Source organism: Salmonella sp. A1325 (assembly GCF_056991255.1).
This window is the reverse complement of sequence record NZ_JAMLWO010000001.1, coordinates 300,503-318,179: the sequence shown is the minus strand read 5'-3', so window position 1 is coordinate 318,179 and position 17,677 is coordinate 300,503. Positions and strand designations below refer to the sequence as shown.

Sequence of the window (17,677 nt, the reverse complement as noted above, 5' to 3'; positions counted from 1 at the left end):
TCAATGGCTTTGATACCCTTTAAACGAACAAATATGAGCTTAACATGGCGACAATAAAGGATGTTGCATCCATGGCCGGTGTATCAACCGCGACTGTATCACGCGTCATTAACCAGACCGCGTGGGTTGAACCCGTCACGCGCGAACGTGTAGAGAAAGCCATGCGCGATCTCAATTATCGCCGGAATGCCGCCGCTATCGCGCTGGCGAAACGCAGCGGCGATATGCTCGGATTGTTAACCGGCAATCTGGCTGATCCTTTTTTTGCCCGCCTTGCTCGCGGCGTAGAAGATGTTTCTCGTAAGCAGCAGTATCGCTTGATGGTATGTAGCGGCGGCCACGACGAAGAAATGGAAAAAGCGGGACTGGATTTTCTGGTTAATCAAGGCTGTGAGGCTATTGTTGTACACGCCAGCCGATTACCGGATAAAGAGCTGCTGCGCTACGCAGCCCACTTTCCAGCGCTGGTTGTTGTTAATCGTTATATCGCCGGTATGGCCAACCGGTGTATCTGGTTGGAAAATCGCAGCGCCGCCAGGGAAGCGACCCGATATCTCCTGGCGAACGGGCATCGGCGCATTGCCTGTGTGACATCTGACTTGCCAATTATCGATCGTCAGGAACGCCTTGATGGTTACCGTGAGGCGCTGGAAGAATATGGTATTTCTCCAGACCCTCGCTGGGTGATTAGCGTTCCGTTTAACGAAGAAGGCGGCGAGCGGGCCGCGCATCAACTTATTAATAGCGGGCTTCCCCTTACGGCAGCGGTCACGTTTAACGATGTGATGGCCGCTGGCATTATGCGTATTCTTCATCAACGCGGCGTTCAGCTTCCGCAACAGCTCTCTATTGTCGGCTTTGATGATGTGGTGCTGGCCCGGTATCTTTATCCGGCGTTAACAACAATGCATTATCCGGTCGAACAAATGGCGCGCTGTGCCGCGCAACTGGCGATACAGTTATACCAGGGCATTACGCCGCCGCCCAGCAGCAATCATTTCAATGCCGAACTGGTGATCCGCGATTCTGTCGCGCCCTATTTTTCACGATGAATGCGTCGTCAACAGTAAAAACTGTGATGATTATCAAATTAACCCTTCTCATGTAATCGGTTACATGGACGAAAGTAATGGATCACAGTAGTGAGAAGCGTATCCCCCTACCCTTGAGCTACCTTACTGACCGGAGCTCCATTATGAGTGCATCACAAAACAAGAAGAAAACGCTGTCATTGGGTTTAGCGCTAATCCCAGTCATCTCCATGTTGTTATTGTTGATTATCGGTTACGGCATCATGGGGCTACGTATCGAACCGCTCCTTCTGTGCTCTGCGGCGGTAGCGGCAGGCATTGCATGGTGGCAAGGATACTGTTGGGAAGACATCATCAACTCAGTGGTGGATAAGCTGGCTAAAGCAATGCCGGTTATCATGATCCTGATCTGCGTGGGCGGTTTGATTGGCACCTGGATGTTTAGTGGCACCATTCCCTACATGGTGTACTGGGGGCTAAAACTCATAAGCCCGGAATATATTTTGATTGCTGCCTTCTTTTTAACCAGCGTGGTCTCCGTCTGTACCGGTACATCGTGGGGGTCCGCCGGGACGGTTGGCGTTGCGTTAATGGGGGTTGCCGCCGGGCTGGACGTGTCTCTTGCAGCAGCAGCTGGCGCCGTCGTTTCTGGCGCTTATTTCGGCGACAAAATCTCACCGTTGTCCGACTCGACTAACTTTGCCGCGATTGTCGCAGACACTACTCTGTTTGAGCATATTCAGCATTTACTTTGGACGACCCTGCCAAGTTTCCTGCTTGCCGCCGTGGTTTATCTTATCGCCGGACACAGTAATATGCTGGGCGAGGTGGCCACGCCGCAGCGCGTTACGGACATCATCCACTCGCTGGAGTCGCTATACCATTTTAATATTGTTCTTATTTTGCCGCCGGTGATCGTACTGTGGGGCGCAATTCGCAAGAAGCCTGTCATCCCATTAATGTTAAGCGCCTGCGTACTTGCCTTGTTCCTCGGCGTCATCATGCAGGGACTGAGCATCAAACAGGGACTGGACGCTTTCATTGATGGATTTGATATCGCCATGTTCCCACAAGGCGCAGAAGGTGTCGTGGCCGATGTTCCGCGCCTGCTAAACCGGGGCGGAATGTTCTCGATGATGGGAACAATACTGTTAGTTTTCTGCGCTTTTTCATTTGCCGGAGCGCTAACGTTAACCGGCGCGTTAACGATCATCATTAACCGACTGCTGACCATTATTCATAGCGTTGGTCAACTCATTGCCGCCACTATCGGCACCACAATTTTGGTCACAGGAGCGACCAGCGACGGTAAACTGGCATTGTTAGTTCCCGCCGAACTGTTTAAAGATGCCTATCGTCGTATGGGGCTGGATACTAAAAACCTTTCACGGACGATAGAAGATGCCGGTACCGTTATCGAACCTCTCCTGCCGTGGACCTCGGCTGGCGTCTACATGGCGACCACGCTGGGCGTTAGCACGCTTGATCTTCTGCCCTGGGCTATCCAGTGCTATGCGGCGATCTTCTTCGCATTAATTTATGGTTTTAGCGGAATTGGTATTGCCAGAACTGCCTCCGCTTCAGAAAAGTCGCCGCAAACGTCAGTGACGAAATAATAAGGAAACAAGATGGATTTTAACCAGATTATCAATCGCAACAATACTGGTTCGGTAAAGTGGGATTTTATTGAGCGTCACTTTGGCGATGGCGCAGGGAAATTGCTGCCGATGTGGGTTTCTGATTTCGATTTTGCCTGCCCGCCTGAGGTTCAGGCGGCATTGCATCAGCGAATCGAGCACGGCGTATTTGGCTATAGCGAACGCGATGAGGCCTATTTTAACGCCCTGCTTCACTGGTTTTCGTCACGCCACCAGCTCACGTTAAAACAGGAATGGGTATGCAGCGTGGAAGGCGTCGTACCAGGGTTGGCGCTCTTAGTGCAAATGTTGACGCATCCAGGCGACGGCGTAGTGGTACAGGGGCCATACTATGGCTCCTTCGCCAAAATAATCACGCTTAATGGTAGAAAACTGCTGGAGAATCCCCTTAGCGAGTCGCCGGACGAAGGCTACCAGATGGATTTTTGCCAACTGGAAAGGCTGTTTCGCCATGAGCGCCCTCCGCTGATGATTTTGTGTAATCCACATAATCCAACCGGGCGTTGCTGGTCGGCCAACGAACTGGAGAAACTGCTTTTATTATGTGAAGTTTATGATGTCACTCTCATCTCGGATGAAATATGGGCCGATCTATTGCTGCCCGGCGAAACCTTTACCTCGGTACTGCATTTAGGGGAGCGCTGGCATAAACGGGTCATTTCCGCCACTGCGGCCAGCAAAACGTTTGGCTTATCGTCGTTGCGAATTTCTAATTTTCTCATTCCCGATCCTACGCTTCGCCAGCGTTTCCTGTCTCGTCTGGACGCTCATGGGCTGGACGTCTTTAACGCCCTCTCCGTTCAGGCGGCGACTACCGCATGGAATGAAAGCAGACAGTGGCTGGATTCGCTACTGGATTACCTGGCGGAAAACCGTCGCTGGTTTGTTGAACAGGCGACAGAGCATCTCCCCTGGGCAAGAATTGTCCCGGCGCAGGGAACCTATTTATTATGGATGGATTGTAAAAAACTGGGACTGGATGACGAACAGCTAAAATGGGTAATGGCGGATGTCGCGGGTATTGCTCCTTCAATGGGCAGCAGCTTTGGCCCGGCGGGCAGCGGATTTATCCGTTTAAATCTGGGATGTCCACGTACCTACCTTGAAATGGCAATAGACGGCCTGAAGCGAATATCGGTGAAGACAATCAAAGGAATACCAACAGGCGGATGAATTTTTCGGGCGGTAAACTGACAACGGTGTTATTTCTGCGGCATGATATCGCCTGAGCGCCAGTAAAAAAAACCGGCCATCAAGGCCGGTTGGGTCCGGAGCGCGGTTTCACTATCAGGGGCGTCTGAATAACACGATGCTGCGCCCGGCCAGATCGAAATCCATTTCTTCGGTAATCCGCATTCCCTGCTGCGCGTTATCGGCAGTCGTCAGTTCAAGTACCCAGCCGCCTTCTCCCCACATCGGAATACGGAACGGTACGCTGCCTTCAAACGGATTGAAAAGCAGTAAGGCGTCATGCCAGATCCCCGCTTCCGGCTGTAGATCGGGTCGACTAATGCATACGCCTATCGTCGATCCCTCATCCCATTGTTCGGATTGCTGCGCCCCTCCGCCGGCGTTAAACCAGCGGATCTCCAGACCGTCACGCCAGCTCTCCCGGCGCAGCAACGGTTGCGTGGCGCGCAGTTGAATCAGATGACGGGTAAACTCTCGTAGCGCATTGGCGGTTTCCGGCAAATTATCCCAGTGGACCCACGATATTTCACTGTCCTGACAGTAGCCATTGTTATTGCCCATCTGACTGCGGCCAAACTCATCGCCCGCTAATAACATCGGCGTGCCGTGCGAGAAAAGCAAGGTGGTCAGGAAATTACGTTTCTGTTGCTCGCGTATCGCATTGATGCCTTCGTCGTCGGTTGGCCCTTCTGCGCCATAGTTACAGGAGCGGTTATCATTATGCCCGTCATTATTATCTTCGCCATTGGCTTCATTATGCTTGTCGTTATAAGACACCAGATCGTTCAGCGTGAAGCCGTCATGGGCAGTAATAAAGTTAACGCTTGACCAGGGGCGACGGCCACGCAAATCATAGAGATCGCCGGACCCCAGCAGGCGTGCAGCGAAATCATTTGTGACGTTGTCACCTTTCCAGTATTCGCGCACCGTATCGCGGTATTTATCATTCCATTCGCCCCACCCTGGTGGAAAACCGCCAACCTGATAGCCACCCGGTCCGATATCCCAGGGTTCGCCAATCAGTTTCAGTTTTGCCAGTACCGGGTCTTGCGTTACCGCATCAAAAAAGCCGCCTCTCTGATCAAAGCCTTCCGGCTCACGACCAAGAATGGTGCCCAAATCAAAACGAAAGCCGTCGACATGCATTGACTCCGCCCAATAGCGAAGCGAATCCATCACCATTTGCAGTACCCGTGGATGAGAGGTATTGACGGTATTACCTGTCCCTGTATCGTTAATGTAATAGCGATGCTGATCGGGCATGGTGCGATAGTAAGAGAAGTTATCGATACCTTTAAATGACAGCGTGGGACCAAGCTCATTCCCTTCTGCCGTATGGTTATAGACCACATCCAGTATCACTTCGATGCCGGCATCATGGAAAGCGCGCACCATATCGCGGAATCCCTGAATACCTTTTGGACCATAGTAGCGCGTCGCCGGTGCAAAAAAGCCCAGCGAGTTGTATCCCCAGAAATTTTTCAGTTCTTTATCGAGCAGATGCTGATCGTCCGGGAACCAGTGAACGGGTAAAAGCTCGACGGAGGTAATCCCCAGACTTTTAATGTAATCCACGCTGGCTTTATGCCCCATGCCCTCAAACGTACCGCGTATAGGCTCAGGGATCGCGGAATTAAGCTGGGTAAAGCCTTTTACATGCGTTTCATAAATAATGGCGTTCGACCACGGTATGGAAGGCCGTTGTCTATCCTCCCAATTCGCCTCAGCCGGATCAATCACCCGGCATTTAGGCGTAAATGGCGCGCTATCCTGGTCATCAAAGGTCAAATCTTTATCGTCATGAAGTAATTGATACGCGAAATGCGCATCGTTCCACTGAATATCGCCCACCAGCTCACGGGCATAAGGGTCAATAAGCAGCTTATTGGGGTTAAAACGATGACCATTTTCCGGGTCATAAGGACCGTAAACGCGGTACCCATACAGCGCGCCGGGCTGCAACTTCGGGACATAGCCGTGCCATATTTCGTCGGTATATTCCGGTAACTCCAGACGAGCGATTTCATGCTCCCCGCTCGGATCGTAAAGGCAAAGCTCGACGCGTTCCGCATGGGCGGAAAAAATAGCGAAATTCACGCCTTCGCCGTCATAATTTGCGCCAAGCGTATGGTTGTATCCTGATCTGATTTCAAAAGCCCTGTTTGTTGTCATTCTCTTTCTCCACCCACGGTAAACGTTGTCCTGTCACGGCACATCAACACATAAACTCAGTCGCTCATTAAAACCAGTACGCCGCCCTGATGTGAGGCCAACGACAGGTGTTCACCAGGCATTAACCTCTCCTGGGTAAGCACATTGCGATAACGATGCTGATTAAGCTGTCCGGGTATAATAATGTCGGTTCCTGCCCAGAAACCGCTATGCGATTGTGACAATAAGCCGTCACATTCGGCGAACACCAGTCGGGGCGCAACAACAATCAGCGCATCATCATGATTGACTCTGGCGTAAGCGATGACCTTGTCGGCACGCTGACCAACAGCCCGCAGCGGTATATAGTCGCCAAAACGGAAGAGCTCATGATTCTGCTGACGCAGACGCAGTAATGCGGCTGTGACATACTGATTCACCTGCCCGTTCAGCCAACTCTCTTCGCGCGAGAAAACTCCCGGCGTTAGCTGGTCTAACTGCTGCGCCAGCGTGGCGAAATCCGGCTCGCGGCGGTTGTCGGGATCGACAAGGCTAAAATTCAACGCCTCGCTCCCCTGATAGATATCAGGTACTCCCGGCGCGGTTAATTTGATAACGGTCTGCGTCAGGCTGTTAACCAGCCCTGCGCGGATGAAGGGTTGCAAGGAACGATAAAAATCCTGCAAAAATGTCTGATTATCCGGCGCCAGTAAATAACGGGCGTAATCAAGCATTGCCGTTTCGTAAGCCTCATTACTGTCCACCCAATCGGTACGTAGCTTCGCTTCGCGTAGCGCTTTCTCCACAAAAGCTTCAAAGCGTGTTTTCAGCGCGTTTAAACCTGTTTCGTCCTGTGGTTGTAGCATCGGGGGCCAGACGCCGGTCAGCGCCTGATATAACATCCACGTATCCGCCGATTTTGGCGCAGTGCCATCATTCAAAAATTTGACATGGGTCTGGTTCATCTGCCGCCAGCGGGCAAGGCATTCGCTCCACTGTTCCGGCGCTTCGGTAAGCGTATACAACCGTGCTCGCGCATCCTCGCCTCGCTTGGTATCGTGGGTCGACGTACCGGATAACGCATCAGGCTGTCGCGCCTGTCGAGTTTTCATCTCATGGTGAAAGCGCTCAATGGAGAAGTGATGCGTGACGGGCTCGGCGCCGACTTCATTTAACGCCAGTCCCATGTTTTGACGAAAGAAAAGCGTATCCTCTACCGATTTCGCCATCAGCGGACCGGTGAGTTGTTGGAACCGAACGCGAAACTGTGTCGCCTCCTCCTGGCTGGAGGCGGGAACATCGCCGGTAAGAAGGTGGCTCAGAAATGTAAGCGCTTCTGGCTGCGGAGGATTTTCAAGCGTCTTTACCCGTTCCACAATACGGTGTAACAGACAAATATCGGTCGGCGGTAGCCCTTCTGCTGTGCCGTAAGTGCGATATACGGGAAAGGCAATTAATAACTCGCGTAACGCCTGCCGAACGACGCTCTCTTCCTGTGCGATCTGTAGCTCGCTGGCAATCGACAGCGCAAGCGCGAGCAGCCGGGTAAATTCCCCCTCGAAATTGCGATCGACCATCAGCAATTTAGCTGCCCGTAATTCCGCCCGCATATCCACTGGCGCGCCTTTAACGGTCTCGTAAGCCTGGCGCAGATTGTCTATCTGCTCATCGTCAACCAGCACCTCCGCCAGCGAGGCGATGAATTCATAGCCTGTGGTGCCAGAAACCGGCCAGTCATCAGGAAGTTGCTCGCCTTTAGCGAGAATTTTTTCCACGGTGATATAGCACGCCGGCCCCACTTCCTGACGTAAACGCGTAAGATAGGCTTTCGGATCGGCAAGGCCGTCGATATGATCGATACGTAAACCGTCAACCGCCCCCGTTCTGACCAGCTCCAGAATCAGCCGATGTGTATCGTCGAAGACGGTTTTATCTTCCACCCGCATTCCTACCAGCCCTGTGACCTCAAAGAAACGCCGATATGAAAGCGAGCGAGCGGCATCGCGCCAGGACATTAATTTCCACGGCTGGCGCTCATGCAAATCAGCAATAGCGGCTTTATCGGTAAGCGCCAGTATTTCGGCCTCGCGCCCCTGCCACGTCGCCGGCGCAAGCGGATAATAGTTATCATAATAGGCGAACGTGGGTTTACCCGTAGCGGGATCGGGCTTGATCGCAATTTCTCCGTTTTCCAGCACGGCATCAAACGTGTCGCCTAAAAAAGGCAGCGTCAGTCGGCGCGACCAGTCAATATCGAAATGGCGCGCGTAACGGCTCTCCTTGCCATATTCAAGCACGTCGCGCCACCAGGCGTTTTCCAGCGAGCTGGCCATGTGATTAGGCACAATATCGATGATCAATCCCAGACCTTGCGCTTTAAGTTCAGCCACCAGTCTTTCAAATCCTTCACGCCCGCCAATAGAAGGCTCAATCTCATTCGCATCGGTGACATCATAACCATGCGTTGACGCTTTGGTGGCGGTAAAGATGGGTGAGGCATAAAGATGGCTGATACCCAGATTTTTAAGGTAAGGCACCAGCGCCGCAGCGCGATCGAAGGTCATGCCATTGCGAAACTGAAGGCGATACGTTGCAGTTGGGATCATGATGCAGACTCTCCCTGGGCTAAGCGGACAATAAGAGAATGTTGGGAAAGCGACCCGGTGGATTCATTCGGCCAGGCGAAGAGAGTCTTACCTGGTAAATCGGGCAGCAATACCGTCGTGGCGCTAATATTCAGCGCCAGTGACAGTGTTCCTCCCGGAAAACGCCAGCTAACGGCAATAAACCCGGGCGCGGTTTGCAATACCGTTCCTGAGCTCTCACGGGCAGCGGACAACAGCGGCACGATATGCTTCTGGCGCAAAAGCAGTAGTTCGCGGGTAAACGCCAGCCACGCTTTACCCTCTTCACTGTGCTGTTGCTTCCAGTTAAGTTTTGAGCGTTGAAAGGTCTCTGGCGCATTCGGGTCCGGAACATTTTCCCCTGCATGATCGGCAAACTCTTTTGCGCGACCTTCACGAACGGCGCGGGCTAAATCCCCATGGAAATCGGTAAAAAAAAGAAAAGGACGGCTTTCGCCATACTCTTCGCCCATAAAAAGCAGCGGAATATGCGGTGAAAGCAGCAACGTGGCGAGCAATACTTTTGTTCGTTCAGCGCCCGCCAGGGTTATCAGTCTGTCGCCCTGGGCGCGGTTACCGACCTGATCGTGGTTCTGAATAAAATCCACAAAGGTGACCGGGGGTTGTCCGGTACTTTTTACGCCGCGAGGTTCGCCGGTTTGTGGTGAAATTTCTCCCTGATAAGCGAATCCTTCGGCCAGCGCCCTTGCGAGGTGTTTTTCCGGGGCATCAGCAAAATCGTTGTAGTAGGCCTGGGTCTCTCCGGTCGCAAAAACGTGGACGGCATTATGAAAATCGTCATTCCATTCGGCGGTAAACAGCGGCGCATTGCCATCCTGATCTCGGGGATGCAGAGAAATAATATTGCGGCTATCTTCGGTGGTCAGATGAATGGGTCTGTCGGTAATGTCTTCCCGAATACGTTGTGCGATTTCAACCAGCACATGCCTGGCGCTACTGTCCTCAATCTGATCGATAGCGTCAAAGCGTAAGCCGTCGAGATGGTATTCTGTCAGCCAGTATAACGGCGCCTCGATGATATAGCGCCGCACGGCGTCGACATCATAGGCGATACCATTTCCCCACGGTGTCATGCGCTCTTTGTGGAAAAACGCCGGCGCCAATAGCGGTAAATAATTTCCCTCCGGGCCGAAATGGTTCAGCACAATATCCAGGACGACGGAAAGACCATACCCATGCGCGGCGTCAATAAACGCTTTGAAATCATCCGGCGTCCCATAGGCAGAATGCGGCGCGTAAAGCAGTACGCCGTCATAGCCCCAGCCGCGCTCGCCGCCAAATTGCGCAACGGGCATCACTTCAATAACGGTAACGCCGAGTTCAGCGAGATAAGGCAGCTTCGCTATTGCGGCGCGGAAGGTGCCTTCCGGAGTGAACGTGCCTGTATGCATCTCGTACACCACGGCCCGCTCCCAACGGCTACCTTTCCACCCGGTGTTGCGCCACGCGTAGCTGCCTGGATCAACCACATATGACGGGCCGTTGACGTCAGTTTTTTGGGCGCGGGAAGCCGGATCGGGGACCACCATGCCATCGCTGAGTACAAAGTTATACTCCGTACCTGGCCTCACCCCGGAGACGTCCAGCGTAAACCAGCCGTCACCGCTCGCCTGCATTTCCTGGTCTTTACCCGCAAGCCTGAGCATAACCTTTTGCTGACCGGTGGCCCAAAGACGAAAGCGGACAACATCAGCGGCGATATATTCAGCCCCCCAGCTTTTGCAAAAAATTTTTGAACTCATTTGTCGCTCCGTTTAACCCATAACCTCTACAGCATCCGAAGAACAAGCATAGACTATGGGGCTAATCTTTACGTGACACTGTCACTTAACAGGCATTCTTTTTCGTATCTGCGTGTAAAAGCGTGGAATTATTGTCGGGATTGCTCAGATGTACCGAAGTGCGCGGTATCGCCTCGCCCGTGTTCGCCAGCGCCCTGAACACGCTGTAGCTGGATAACCTCTCCCTGCTCCCAGGCGTTAGCCCCCTTGATAACGGGATGCTCAGGCAGATCCTGCCGCTCGCGTTTAATGGCTTGGGTATCAATTCCCAGACGGCGATCCCGATCGGCCAGCAGCGCGGGGTCAAGCTGCCCGTCGCCAGTAAAGCCCATCATCAGCGCAGGGATACCCATTGGCAGGGTTTTATCCCGATCGGTATGCCAGGTGTGCCAGGTCTTGCCATAAGTATTAACAATCTTACTCATCAACGCCTTATCAGCGACCTGCGGTAAGCCAGGCGCCACCAGGCTACCGGATTTCACCTCGTACTGGTGGCTGTGCCACAGTTTTTTCTCCTCGGGAGGAAGCGTTTTAAATAAACGTTCGCTGATAATGTACTCCACCCCCATCAGGCGCGCGTTTTTCGTATTGCCGTCGTAAATCACCGCCTGCATGACATCTTCGTTCAGGACGGTAACGTAATGGTGCGCTTCCATCTGTCCGTTTTTATCACCGCTATAAAAATGGAACCCATCAAGGTAGGTACTGATGGCATCGACAGGTGGTCTGGATTGAATAGCCGCCGCGCCTGTTTCCAGGGTACGTAATTTGGCAGAGGTTTTTTCCCCAGGAATAGGCGTTTGCGGCGGCGTATTATTGGCGCCACATCCGGCCAGAAAAGAAATGATAAAGAGTGCCAGCGGTAAAATTTTCATTAGGTCTCCATATAGTGAAAGGGCTCTAATGAAAATAGTGCAATACCACGTGATTGGTAGAAGAAATGGAAGATGTTATTTGTGACGGTGTCACAAATAGTAAAACCCGACACACAGGCCGGGTTTTGATATCAGTTTACTCTTATTTTGAGAGTTCTTTCTTGATTTCGTCTTTTATTTTGCTTAATTCACTCTGCGGGTTTTTCTTACAAAGCTCAACGGCTAGCGGCACTGCTGTCGTCTCAGTTTCCTGGAAATCAACGTAGTCCCCGCCTTTAAAATCTTCATCTTCATTCAGCACCCAGAAAGCGACTGGCGCCATCGTCTGCGGATTGAGGTCAACAAACTCCTGGCAGCTCATACCTTTAGGCGTAACGTTTGTTTTAGTAGTATCTGTTGCCGCATTCACGCTAACACTGGTTACCAGCGCTGCCACGATAATACCTGCTGTAGCAAGGGAGAATTTATTCATTGTTGTTACTCCAATAATTATATAAATAACCTCTACATCTGCGCGTTAACCCGTTAATGTAGAACGCAGAAAATAATACCCCTCCTCTCTCAGGAATAAAGATCACCCTCCGTGATTTGGCTATTATTGATATTTACGTTGACTGATTTTGATGTTTGATGAATAAAGCAACATGGCGAGCAGATTTTAAGGCGAAAAAGTAGACCACGACAATAGCCACTGATGTGGTATGCACTACGTTGAGCTGATGAAAGAGAACTTCGCTCTGACATGCCGTCGCGATCGCGCGCCAGCCAGACACAAACGGTGGGCAGAACAAACATCGTAAAACAGATTGCCTGTCAGCATTCCGGAGGCAACCACCAACCCTGGCCAAAACGGCTTGCGGCGTTTACGCCGCTGGCGAATCCTATCAGGACTAAACCAAACACTATTGCCCCGGTAGTCATCAACACCGGGCGCAATCGGATCTACAATGCAATTTCATAGCATTTACAGATAGTCGGACAATTTCAGGTTTCCGTAATCATAAAAATACCTTTCGTACACGAACTGTATACTTCCAGTAGATTTATTGTTATTTAGCACTATAACTGCAAGCAGTTGAATCCAAAGGGTAATAATTCAGGCATTATTGGAAGGGTAATTTACATTATTAAGATAAATAAATGCTTATCGGTGAAGTGAGCGACGTTTAAGTTTTGTTGCAACCACGGCTTTATACTTTTTACGAGTGCTATTTTTTTGGCTAATTAAAAAGGTAAAGTTAATGAAACTATCCGTAACATTGGCGTTTTTCGGTTACATGATGGTATCCAGTATGGCACAAGCTGGCGATATCAATATGTGGCGTGAACCCAAACCTGTTGTGAAAGAGGGTAAATATTACAGCTTAATCATGGATCGTGGCGAGTTGCAGAAAGCAGTAAAAAGCAGCAATAACAACTATCTCTTTTCCGAAAAAGGTGCAGGAGTGAAACCGCTGGTATTGATCGGCTCTCCGGTAGAGATTAGCGAATTTATGTTGCAAAATAAAACTCGCAGCATTGAAAACCACATTAAAGGTCTACCTGACATTTATATGGGAGTGACAAAATATAAACCCAAACAACGTTTTACCGGCTTATTTCCGCTACAGGATATATTGACTCAAACTGTTGATCAGGTATCGAAATTTGTGCCCGGTACCGATATCACCGATGCGGTGGGTATCCCCTCTGACCTAAAAGCATTACAGCAAGCCATTTTGGCTATGAAGCCAAAAGATAAAACCAGCAACAATATACTGTACGTTAAATTTAGCTACTTACCGGAAGATGGGATGGTGAAAGTAGGAAGCAAAACAGTTTCTTTTGGTCGTATTCTGGAGAAAATGCAGCAGAGTAATCGTACCCAGCGTAGATAAGCAGGAAGTTGGCAGTATTTCCAGCATTCTGGAATGCTAACTTAAGCTACAAAAGCTGTCTGGAGGTAATAGGTAGGAATAAGTTATAAAACAATAGCTTAATTGCAATTTATATATTTAAAGAGGCAAATGATTATGACTGGAATATTTGCAGAACAAACTGTAGAGGTAGTTAAAAGCGCGATCGAAACCGCAGATGGGGCATTAGATTTTTATAACAAATACCTCGACCAGGTCATCCCCTGGAAGACTTTTGATGAAACCATAAAAGAGTTAAGCCGTTTTAAACAGGAGTACTCGCAGGAAGCTTCTGTTTTAGTTGGTGATATTAAAGTTTTGCTTATGGACAGCCAGGACAAGTATTTTGAAGCGACACAAACTGTTTATGAATGGTGTGGTGTCGTGACGCAATTACTCTCAGCGTATATTTTACTATTTGATGAATATAATGAGAAAAAAGCATCAGCGCAGAAAGACATTCTCATCAGGATATTAGATGATGGCGTCAATAAACTGAATGAAGCGCAAAAATCTCTCCTGGGAAGTTCACAAAGTTTCAACAACGCTTCAGGAAAACTGCTGGCATTAGATAGCCAGTTAACTAATGATTTCTCGGAAAAAAGTAGTTATTTCCAGTCACAGGTGGATAGAATTCGTAAGGAAGCTTATGCCGGTGCTGCAGCAGGCATAGTCGCCGGTCCGTTTGGATTAATTATTTCCTATTCTATTGCTGCGGGCGTGATTGAAGGGAAATTGATTCCAGAATTGAATGACAGGCTAAAAGCAGTGCAAAATTTCTTTACTAGCTTATCAGCCACAGTGAAACAAGCGAATAAAGATATCGATGCGGCAAAATTGAAATTAGCCACTGAAATAGCAGCAATTGGGGAGATAAAAACGGAAACCGAAACAACCAGATTCTACGTTGATTATGATGATTTAATGCTTTCTTTACTAAAAGGAGCTGCAAAGAAAATGATTAACACCTGTAATGAATACCAACAAAGGCACGGTAAGAAGACGCTTCTCGAGGTTCCTGACGTCTGATACATTTTCATTCGCTCTGTTTACTTTTAACGCCCGATAGCGTGAAGAAAATGAGAGACGGAGAAAAAGCGATATTCAACAGCCCGATAAACAAGAGTCGTTACCGGGCTGGCGAGGTTATCAGGCGTTAAGCTGGTAGTCGAGGGTGATTTCCGCATTCAGAACCTGCGATACCGGGCACCCGGCTTTTGCTTTCTGGATGATTTGATCGAAAGTTGAAGCATCAATATCTGCTACCGCAACTTTGCTTTGTAGCGCAATTTTGGTAATGGCGAAGCCCGCATCCACCTTATCAAGCGATACGTCAGCGGTTGTGTCAATGGATGTCGGCGTAAATCCAGCCTCTCCCAGCATGAGTGATAGCGCCATGGAGAAACAGGCCGCATGTGCGGCGCCAATTAACTCTTCCGGGTTGGTTCCCTGCGCGCCTTCGAACCGGGTATTGAATCCATACGGTTGTTGATTAAGCACGCCGCTTTCTGTTGATACAGTGCCTTTACCTCGTTTGATATCGCCTTCCCAGTGTGCCTGACCTTTCTTATGGATTGTCATTTTTGCTCTCCTGTTGGCTCAAAAAATAAAGTATAGACCATGCTGCTAATCTGCGTTGTCCATGCCGATGGAGGTAGCATGTTGTCGATTACCCGCACTTCAGATATAGAAAATAGTTGTATGCTTTTTCAGTGATGAATATTAAACCAACAGGCCTCCCTTTCTTTAAAGAATATATCCTTCTTTTTATCCTTACTTTTTCTTCCGGAGGAGTATTCCATTATGTATATTTTCATTCAAATTAAGATTTGTCTTATCTCGTTGTAATAAAGGATAAAAATCGCAATAAGTAGCCTTTTGAATGTATATTAATTGACCACTACTAGTATGAGGATATGTAATTGGCAAACGTAATATATTTTCTTCTGGGGTAAGCAATTAGAGCTCCGCCTTGCGTTAAAATAACTCCAGGACTAATCTTAACCACAGCCGCAAAATTATTTGCCATGCTGAATACGAATTAATTTTCTGCGAGCCGTACTAAATAAATACATGTTCACGGAGGCATTATATGTTTACTTATCACTCAGCAAATACCTCAGCAGCACAACCGGCCCTGGTCAACGCGATTGAGCAAGGATTACGCGCGGAGTTAGGCGTTGTCACCGAAGATGATATTTTAATGGAGCTGACCAAATGGGTTGAGGCTTCCGACAATGACATCCTCAGTGACATCTACCAGCAGACCATCAACTATGTGGTAAGCGGGCAGCACCCGACTCTGTAAAACCTGCTATGCTGTATCGGCAACCTTAGGGGTTACGTTTCTTTCGCGTAAGCGAATTTGTCCTTAAAACTAGCAACAGGATTGAGGAGTTAACATGAAATCGAACCGTCAGGCTCGTCATATACTTGGACTGGATTACAGAATTTCCAACCAGCGTAAGGTTGTTACTGAAGGCGACACCAGCAGCGTGGTGAATAACCCAACCGGCAGAAAGCGCCGCGCCGATAGCCAAAAGTAATCGTACAGTCCTGAAATGACGTTAAACACCATTGCAGATGCAATGGTGTTTTTGTTTATAGGAATGACCTTAACGTCTCACAATGCTTTATACTCAGGGTCGGTTCCCTGGTGGAAGGCAATATATGATGATAAACGACGATGCCAGGGACAGTTATTCGAAAAAGAGTGAGTAACATGGAAACTACAACCAAGAAAGCACGTTCCCTTTATATCCCTTACGCTGGCCCTGTATTGCTGGAATTCCCCCTGTTAAACAAAGGCAGCGCTTTTAGCGTAGAAGAGCGCCGCAACTTCAATTTGTCAGGGCTCCTGCCAGAGGTCGTCGAGTCGATTGAAGAACAGGCCGAACGCGCCTGGCTCCAGTATCAGGGGTTTAAAACAGAAATCGATAAGCATATTTACCTGCGTAACATCCAGGATACCAACGAAACGCTCTTTTATCGACTGGTGCAAAACCATCTTGAAGAGATGATGCCGGTTATCTATACCCCGACCGTGGGCGCGGCCTGTGAGCGCTTCTCTGAGATTTATCGCCGGGCGCGCGGCGTATTTATCTCTTATCCGAACCGTCACAATATGGACGACATTTTGCAGAATGTGCCTAACCACAACATTAAAGTTATTGTGGTGACGGATGGCGAGCGGATTCTGGGGCTTGGCGATCAGGGCATCGGCGGGATGGGGATCCCTATCGGTAAGCTGTCATTATACACCGCCTGCGGCGGCATTAGTCCGGCCTATACCCTTCCCGTTGTGCTGGATGTCGGCACCAACAATCAACAGTTACTCAACGATCCGCTTTACATGGGCTGGCGTCATCCGCGCATTACCGACGATGAGTATTATGCGTTTGTCGATGAGTTTATTCAGGCCGTTAAGCAGCGCTGGCCAGATATCCTGCTACAGTTTGAAGATTTCGCGCAGAAAAACGCAATGCCGCTGTTGACGCGCTATCGTGATGAGATTTGCTCCTTTAACGATGATATTCAGGGCACCGCAGCCGTGACCGTTGGTACGTTGATCGCCGCCAGCCGCGCTGCCGGCAGTCAGCTTAGCGAGCAGAAAATCGTTTTTCTCGGCGCGGGTTCCGCCGGATGTGGGATTGCTGAACAAATCATCGCGCAGACTCAGCGTGAAGGTTTAAGCGAAGACGCCGCTCGACAGAACGTTTTTATGGTCGATCGCTTCGGCCTGTTGACGGACCGGATGCCTAATTTATTGCCGTTCCAGGCAAAACTGGTGCAGAAATGCGACAATCTCCAGAACTGGGATACCGAAAATGACGTGCTGTCGCTGCTGGATGTGGTGCGTAACGTGAAGCCGGATATTCTGATCGGGGTTTCCGGCCAGACCGGGCTCTTTACTGAAGAGATCATCCGCGAGATGCATAAGCATTGCCCTCGCCCGATCGTCATGCCGCTCTCTAATCCCACCTCTCGCGTGGAGGCCACGCCACAGGACATTATCGCCTGGACGGAAGGCAACGCGCTGGTGGCAACCGGCAGTCCATTCTCGCCGGTCATCTGGAAAGATAAGGTTTATCCGATCGCACAATGTAATAACGCCTATATTTTCCCCGGCATCGGTCTGGGGGTTATCGCTTCCGGCGCATCGCGCATTACTGATGAAATGCTGATGTCAGCCAGTGAGACGCTGGCGAAACATTCTCCGCTGGTCAATAACGGCGAAGGATTAGTGTTGCCAGCGCTTAAAGACATCCAGGTCGTGTCGCGCGCTATCGCTTTTGCCGTAGGCAAAATGGCGCAGCAACAAGGCGTAGCGGTGAAAACCTCTGCGGAAGCGCTGCAGCAGGCGATTGACGATAACTTCTGGAAACCGGAATACCGCGACTACCGTCGGACTTCCATTTAATACGTACCCGGCGGTGAATGCCGCCGGATA

The 17,677-nt window shown here is 50.0% G+C and carries 14 protein-coding genes; 8 read left to right on the top strand and 6 right to left on the bottom strand.

The window, feature by feature from the left end; all coding sequences use genetic code 11:
• Nucleotides 1-44 precede the first annotated feature (44 nt).
• The 3 genes from NAZ64_RS01565 (at nucleotide 45) to NAZ64_RS01555 (ending at nucleotide 3,862) form a co-directional block, all read left to right on the top strand.
• Entirely contained in the window at nucleotides 45-1,052 is a 1,008-nt protein-coding gene (locus NAZ64_RS01565; RefSeq protein WP_000201080.1) for a LacI family DNA-binding transcriptional regulator, read from the top strand.
• A 143-nt stretch (nucleotides 1,053-1,195) separates the two neighbouring features.
• Complete coding sequence (nhaC, locus tag NAZ64_RS01560; RefSeq protein ID WP_001276632.1) at nucleotides 1,196-2,647, top strand: Na+/H+ antiporter NhaC; 1,452 nt, start codon at nucleotides 1,196-1,198, stop codon at nucleotides 2,645-2,647.
• Nucleotides 2,648-2,659: 12 nt separating this feature from the next.
• Nucleotides 2,660-3,862, top strand: coding sequence for a MalY/PatB family protein (locus tag NAZ64_RS01555; protein ID WP_220569897.1), 1,203 nt, complete (start codon nucleotides 2,660-2,662; stop codon nucleotides 3,860-3,862).
• 114 nt (nucleotides 3,863-3,976) lie between these two features.
• Here NAZ64_RS01555 and glgX read toward each other — a convergent pair whose 3' ends face one another.
• The 5 genes from glgX to hdeB form a co-directional block, all read right to left on the bottom strand.
• Nucleotides 3,977-6,052, bottom strand: a complete 2,076-nt coding sequence (glgX, locus tag NAZ64_RS01550) for a glycogen debranching protein GlgX (RefSeq protein ID WP_220569896.1) — start codon at nucleotides 6,050-6,052, stop codon at nucleotides 3,977-3,979.
• Between the two features lie 56 nt (nucleotides 6,053-6,108).
• The gene (treY, locus tag NAZ64_RS01545; RefSeq protein WP_220569895.1) at nucleotides 6,109-8,637 is read right to left on the bottom strand and encodes a malto-oligosyltrehalose synthase; all 2,529 of its coding nucleotides are present in this window, start codon (nucleotides 8,635-8,637) and stop codon (nucleotides 6,109-6,111) included.
• Entirely contained in the window at nucleotides 8,634-10,418 is a 1,785-nt protein-coding gene (gene treZ, locus NAZ64_RS01540; RefSeq protein WP_220569894.1) for a malto-oligosyltrehalose trehalohydrolase, read from the bottom strand. The genes treY and treZ overlap by 4 nt, the downstream gene beginning before the upstream one ends.
• Before the next feature lie 128 nt (nucleotides 10,419-10,546).
• A complete protein-coding gene (locus tag NAZ64_RS01535) occupies nucleotides 10,547-11,332 on the bottom strand; it encodes an OBAP family protein (RefSeq protein WP_079944354.1) in 786 nt (261 codons plus the stop codon).
• A gap of 142 nt (nucleotides 11,333-11,474) precedes the next feature.
• On the bottom strand, nucleotides 11,475-11,804 hold the full coding sequence (hdeB, locus tag NAZ64_RS01530; protein ID WP_001032161.1) for an acid-activated periplasmic chaperone HdeB: 330 nt from the start codon (nucleotides 11,802-11,804) through the stop codon (nucleotides 11,475-11,477).
• A gap of 769 nt (nucleotides 11,805-12,573) precedes the next feature.
• Between hdeB and NAZ64_RS01525 the strand changes: the two genes are divergently transcribed.
• Nucleotides 12,574-13,209 (top strand): hypothetical protein, encoded by a 636-nt coding sequence (locus NAZ64_RS01525; protein ID WP_061383158.1) that lies wholly within the window; start codon nucleotides 12,574-12,576, stop codon nucleotides 13,207-13,209.
• A 135-nt stretch (nucleotides 13,210-13,344) separates the two neighbouring features.
• The gene (gene hlyE, locus NAZ64_RS01520) at nucleotides 13,345-14,256 is read left to right on the top strand and encodes a hemolysin HlyE (protein WP_115400742.1); all 912 of its coding nucleotides are present in this window, start codon (nucleotides 13,345-13,347) and stop codon (nucleotides 14,254-14,256) included.
• Between the two features lie 120 nt (nucleotides 14,257-14,376).
• Here hlyE and NAZ64_RS01515 read toward each other — a convergent pair whose 3' ends face one another.
• On the bottom strand, nucleotides 14,377-14,808 hold the full coding sequence (locus NAZ64_RS01515) for an OsmC family protein (protein ID WP_023218048.1): 432 nt from the start codon (nucleotides 14,806-14,808) through the stop codon (nucleotides 14,377-14,379).
• A gap of 511 nt (nucleotides 14,809-15,319) precedes the next feature.
• On the opposite strand from NAZ64_RS01515, the gene bdm reads away from it, so the two are divergent.
• The 3 genes from bdm (at nucleotide 15,320) to NAZ64_RS01500 (ending at nucleotide 17,647) form a co-directional block, all read left to right on the top strand.
• Nucleotides 15,320-15,535 (top strand): biofilm-dependent modulation protein, encoded by a 216-nt coding sequence (bdm, locus tag NAZ64_RS01510; RefSeq protein ID WP_000495700.1) that lies wholly within the window; start codon nucleotides 15,320-15,322, stop codon nucleotides 15,533-15,535.
• 94 nt (nucleotides 15,536-15,629) lie between these two features.
• Nucleotides 15,630-15,773 (top strand): stationary-phase-induced ribosome-associated protein, encoded by a 144-nt coding sequence (sra, locus tag NAZ64_RS01505; RefSeq protein ID WP_000841559.1) that lies wholly within the window; start codon nucleotides 15,630-15,632, stop codon nucleotides 15,771-15,773.
• A gap of 176 nt (nucleotides 15,774-15,949) precedes the next feature.
• Nucleotides 15,950-17,647, top strand: coding sequence for an NAD-dependent malic enzyme (locus tag NAZ64_RS01500; RefSeq protein ID WP_000450513.1), 1,698 nt, complete (start codon nucleotides 15,950-15,952; stop codon nucleotides 17,645-17,647).
• The last annotated feature ends 30 nt before the right edge of the window (nucleotides 17,648-17,677 follow it).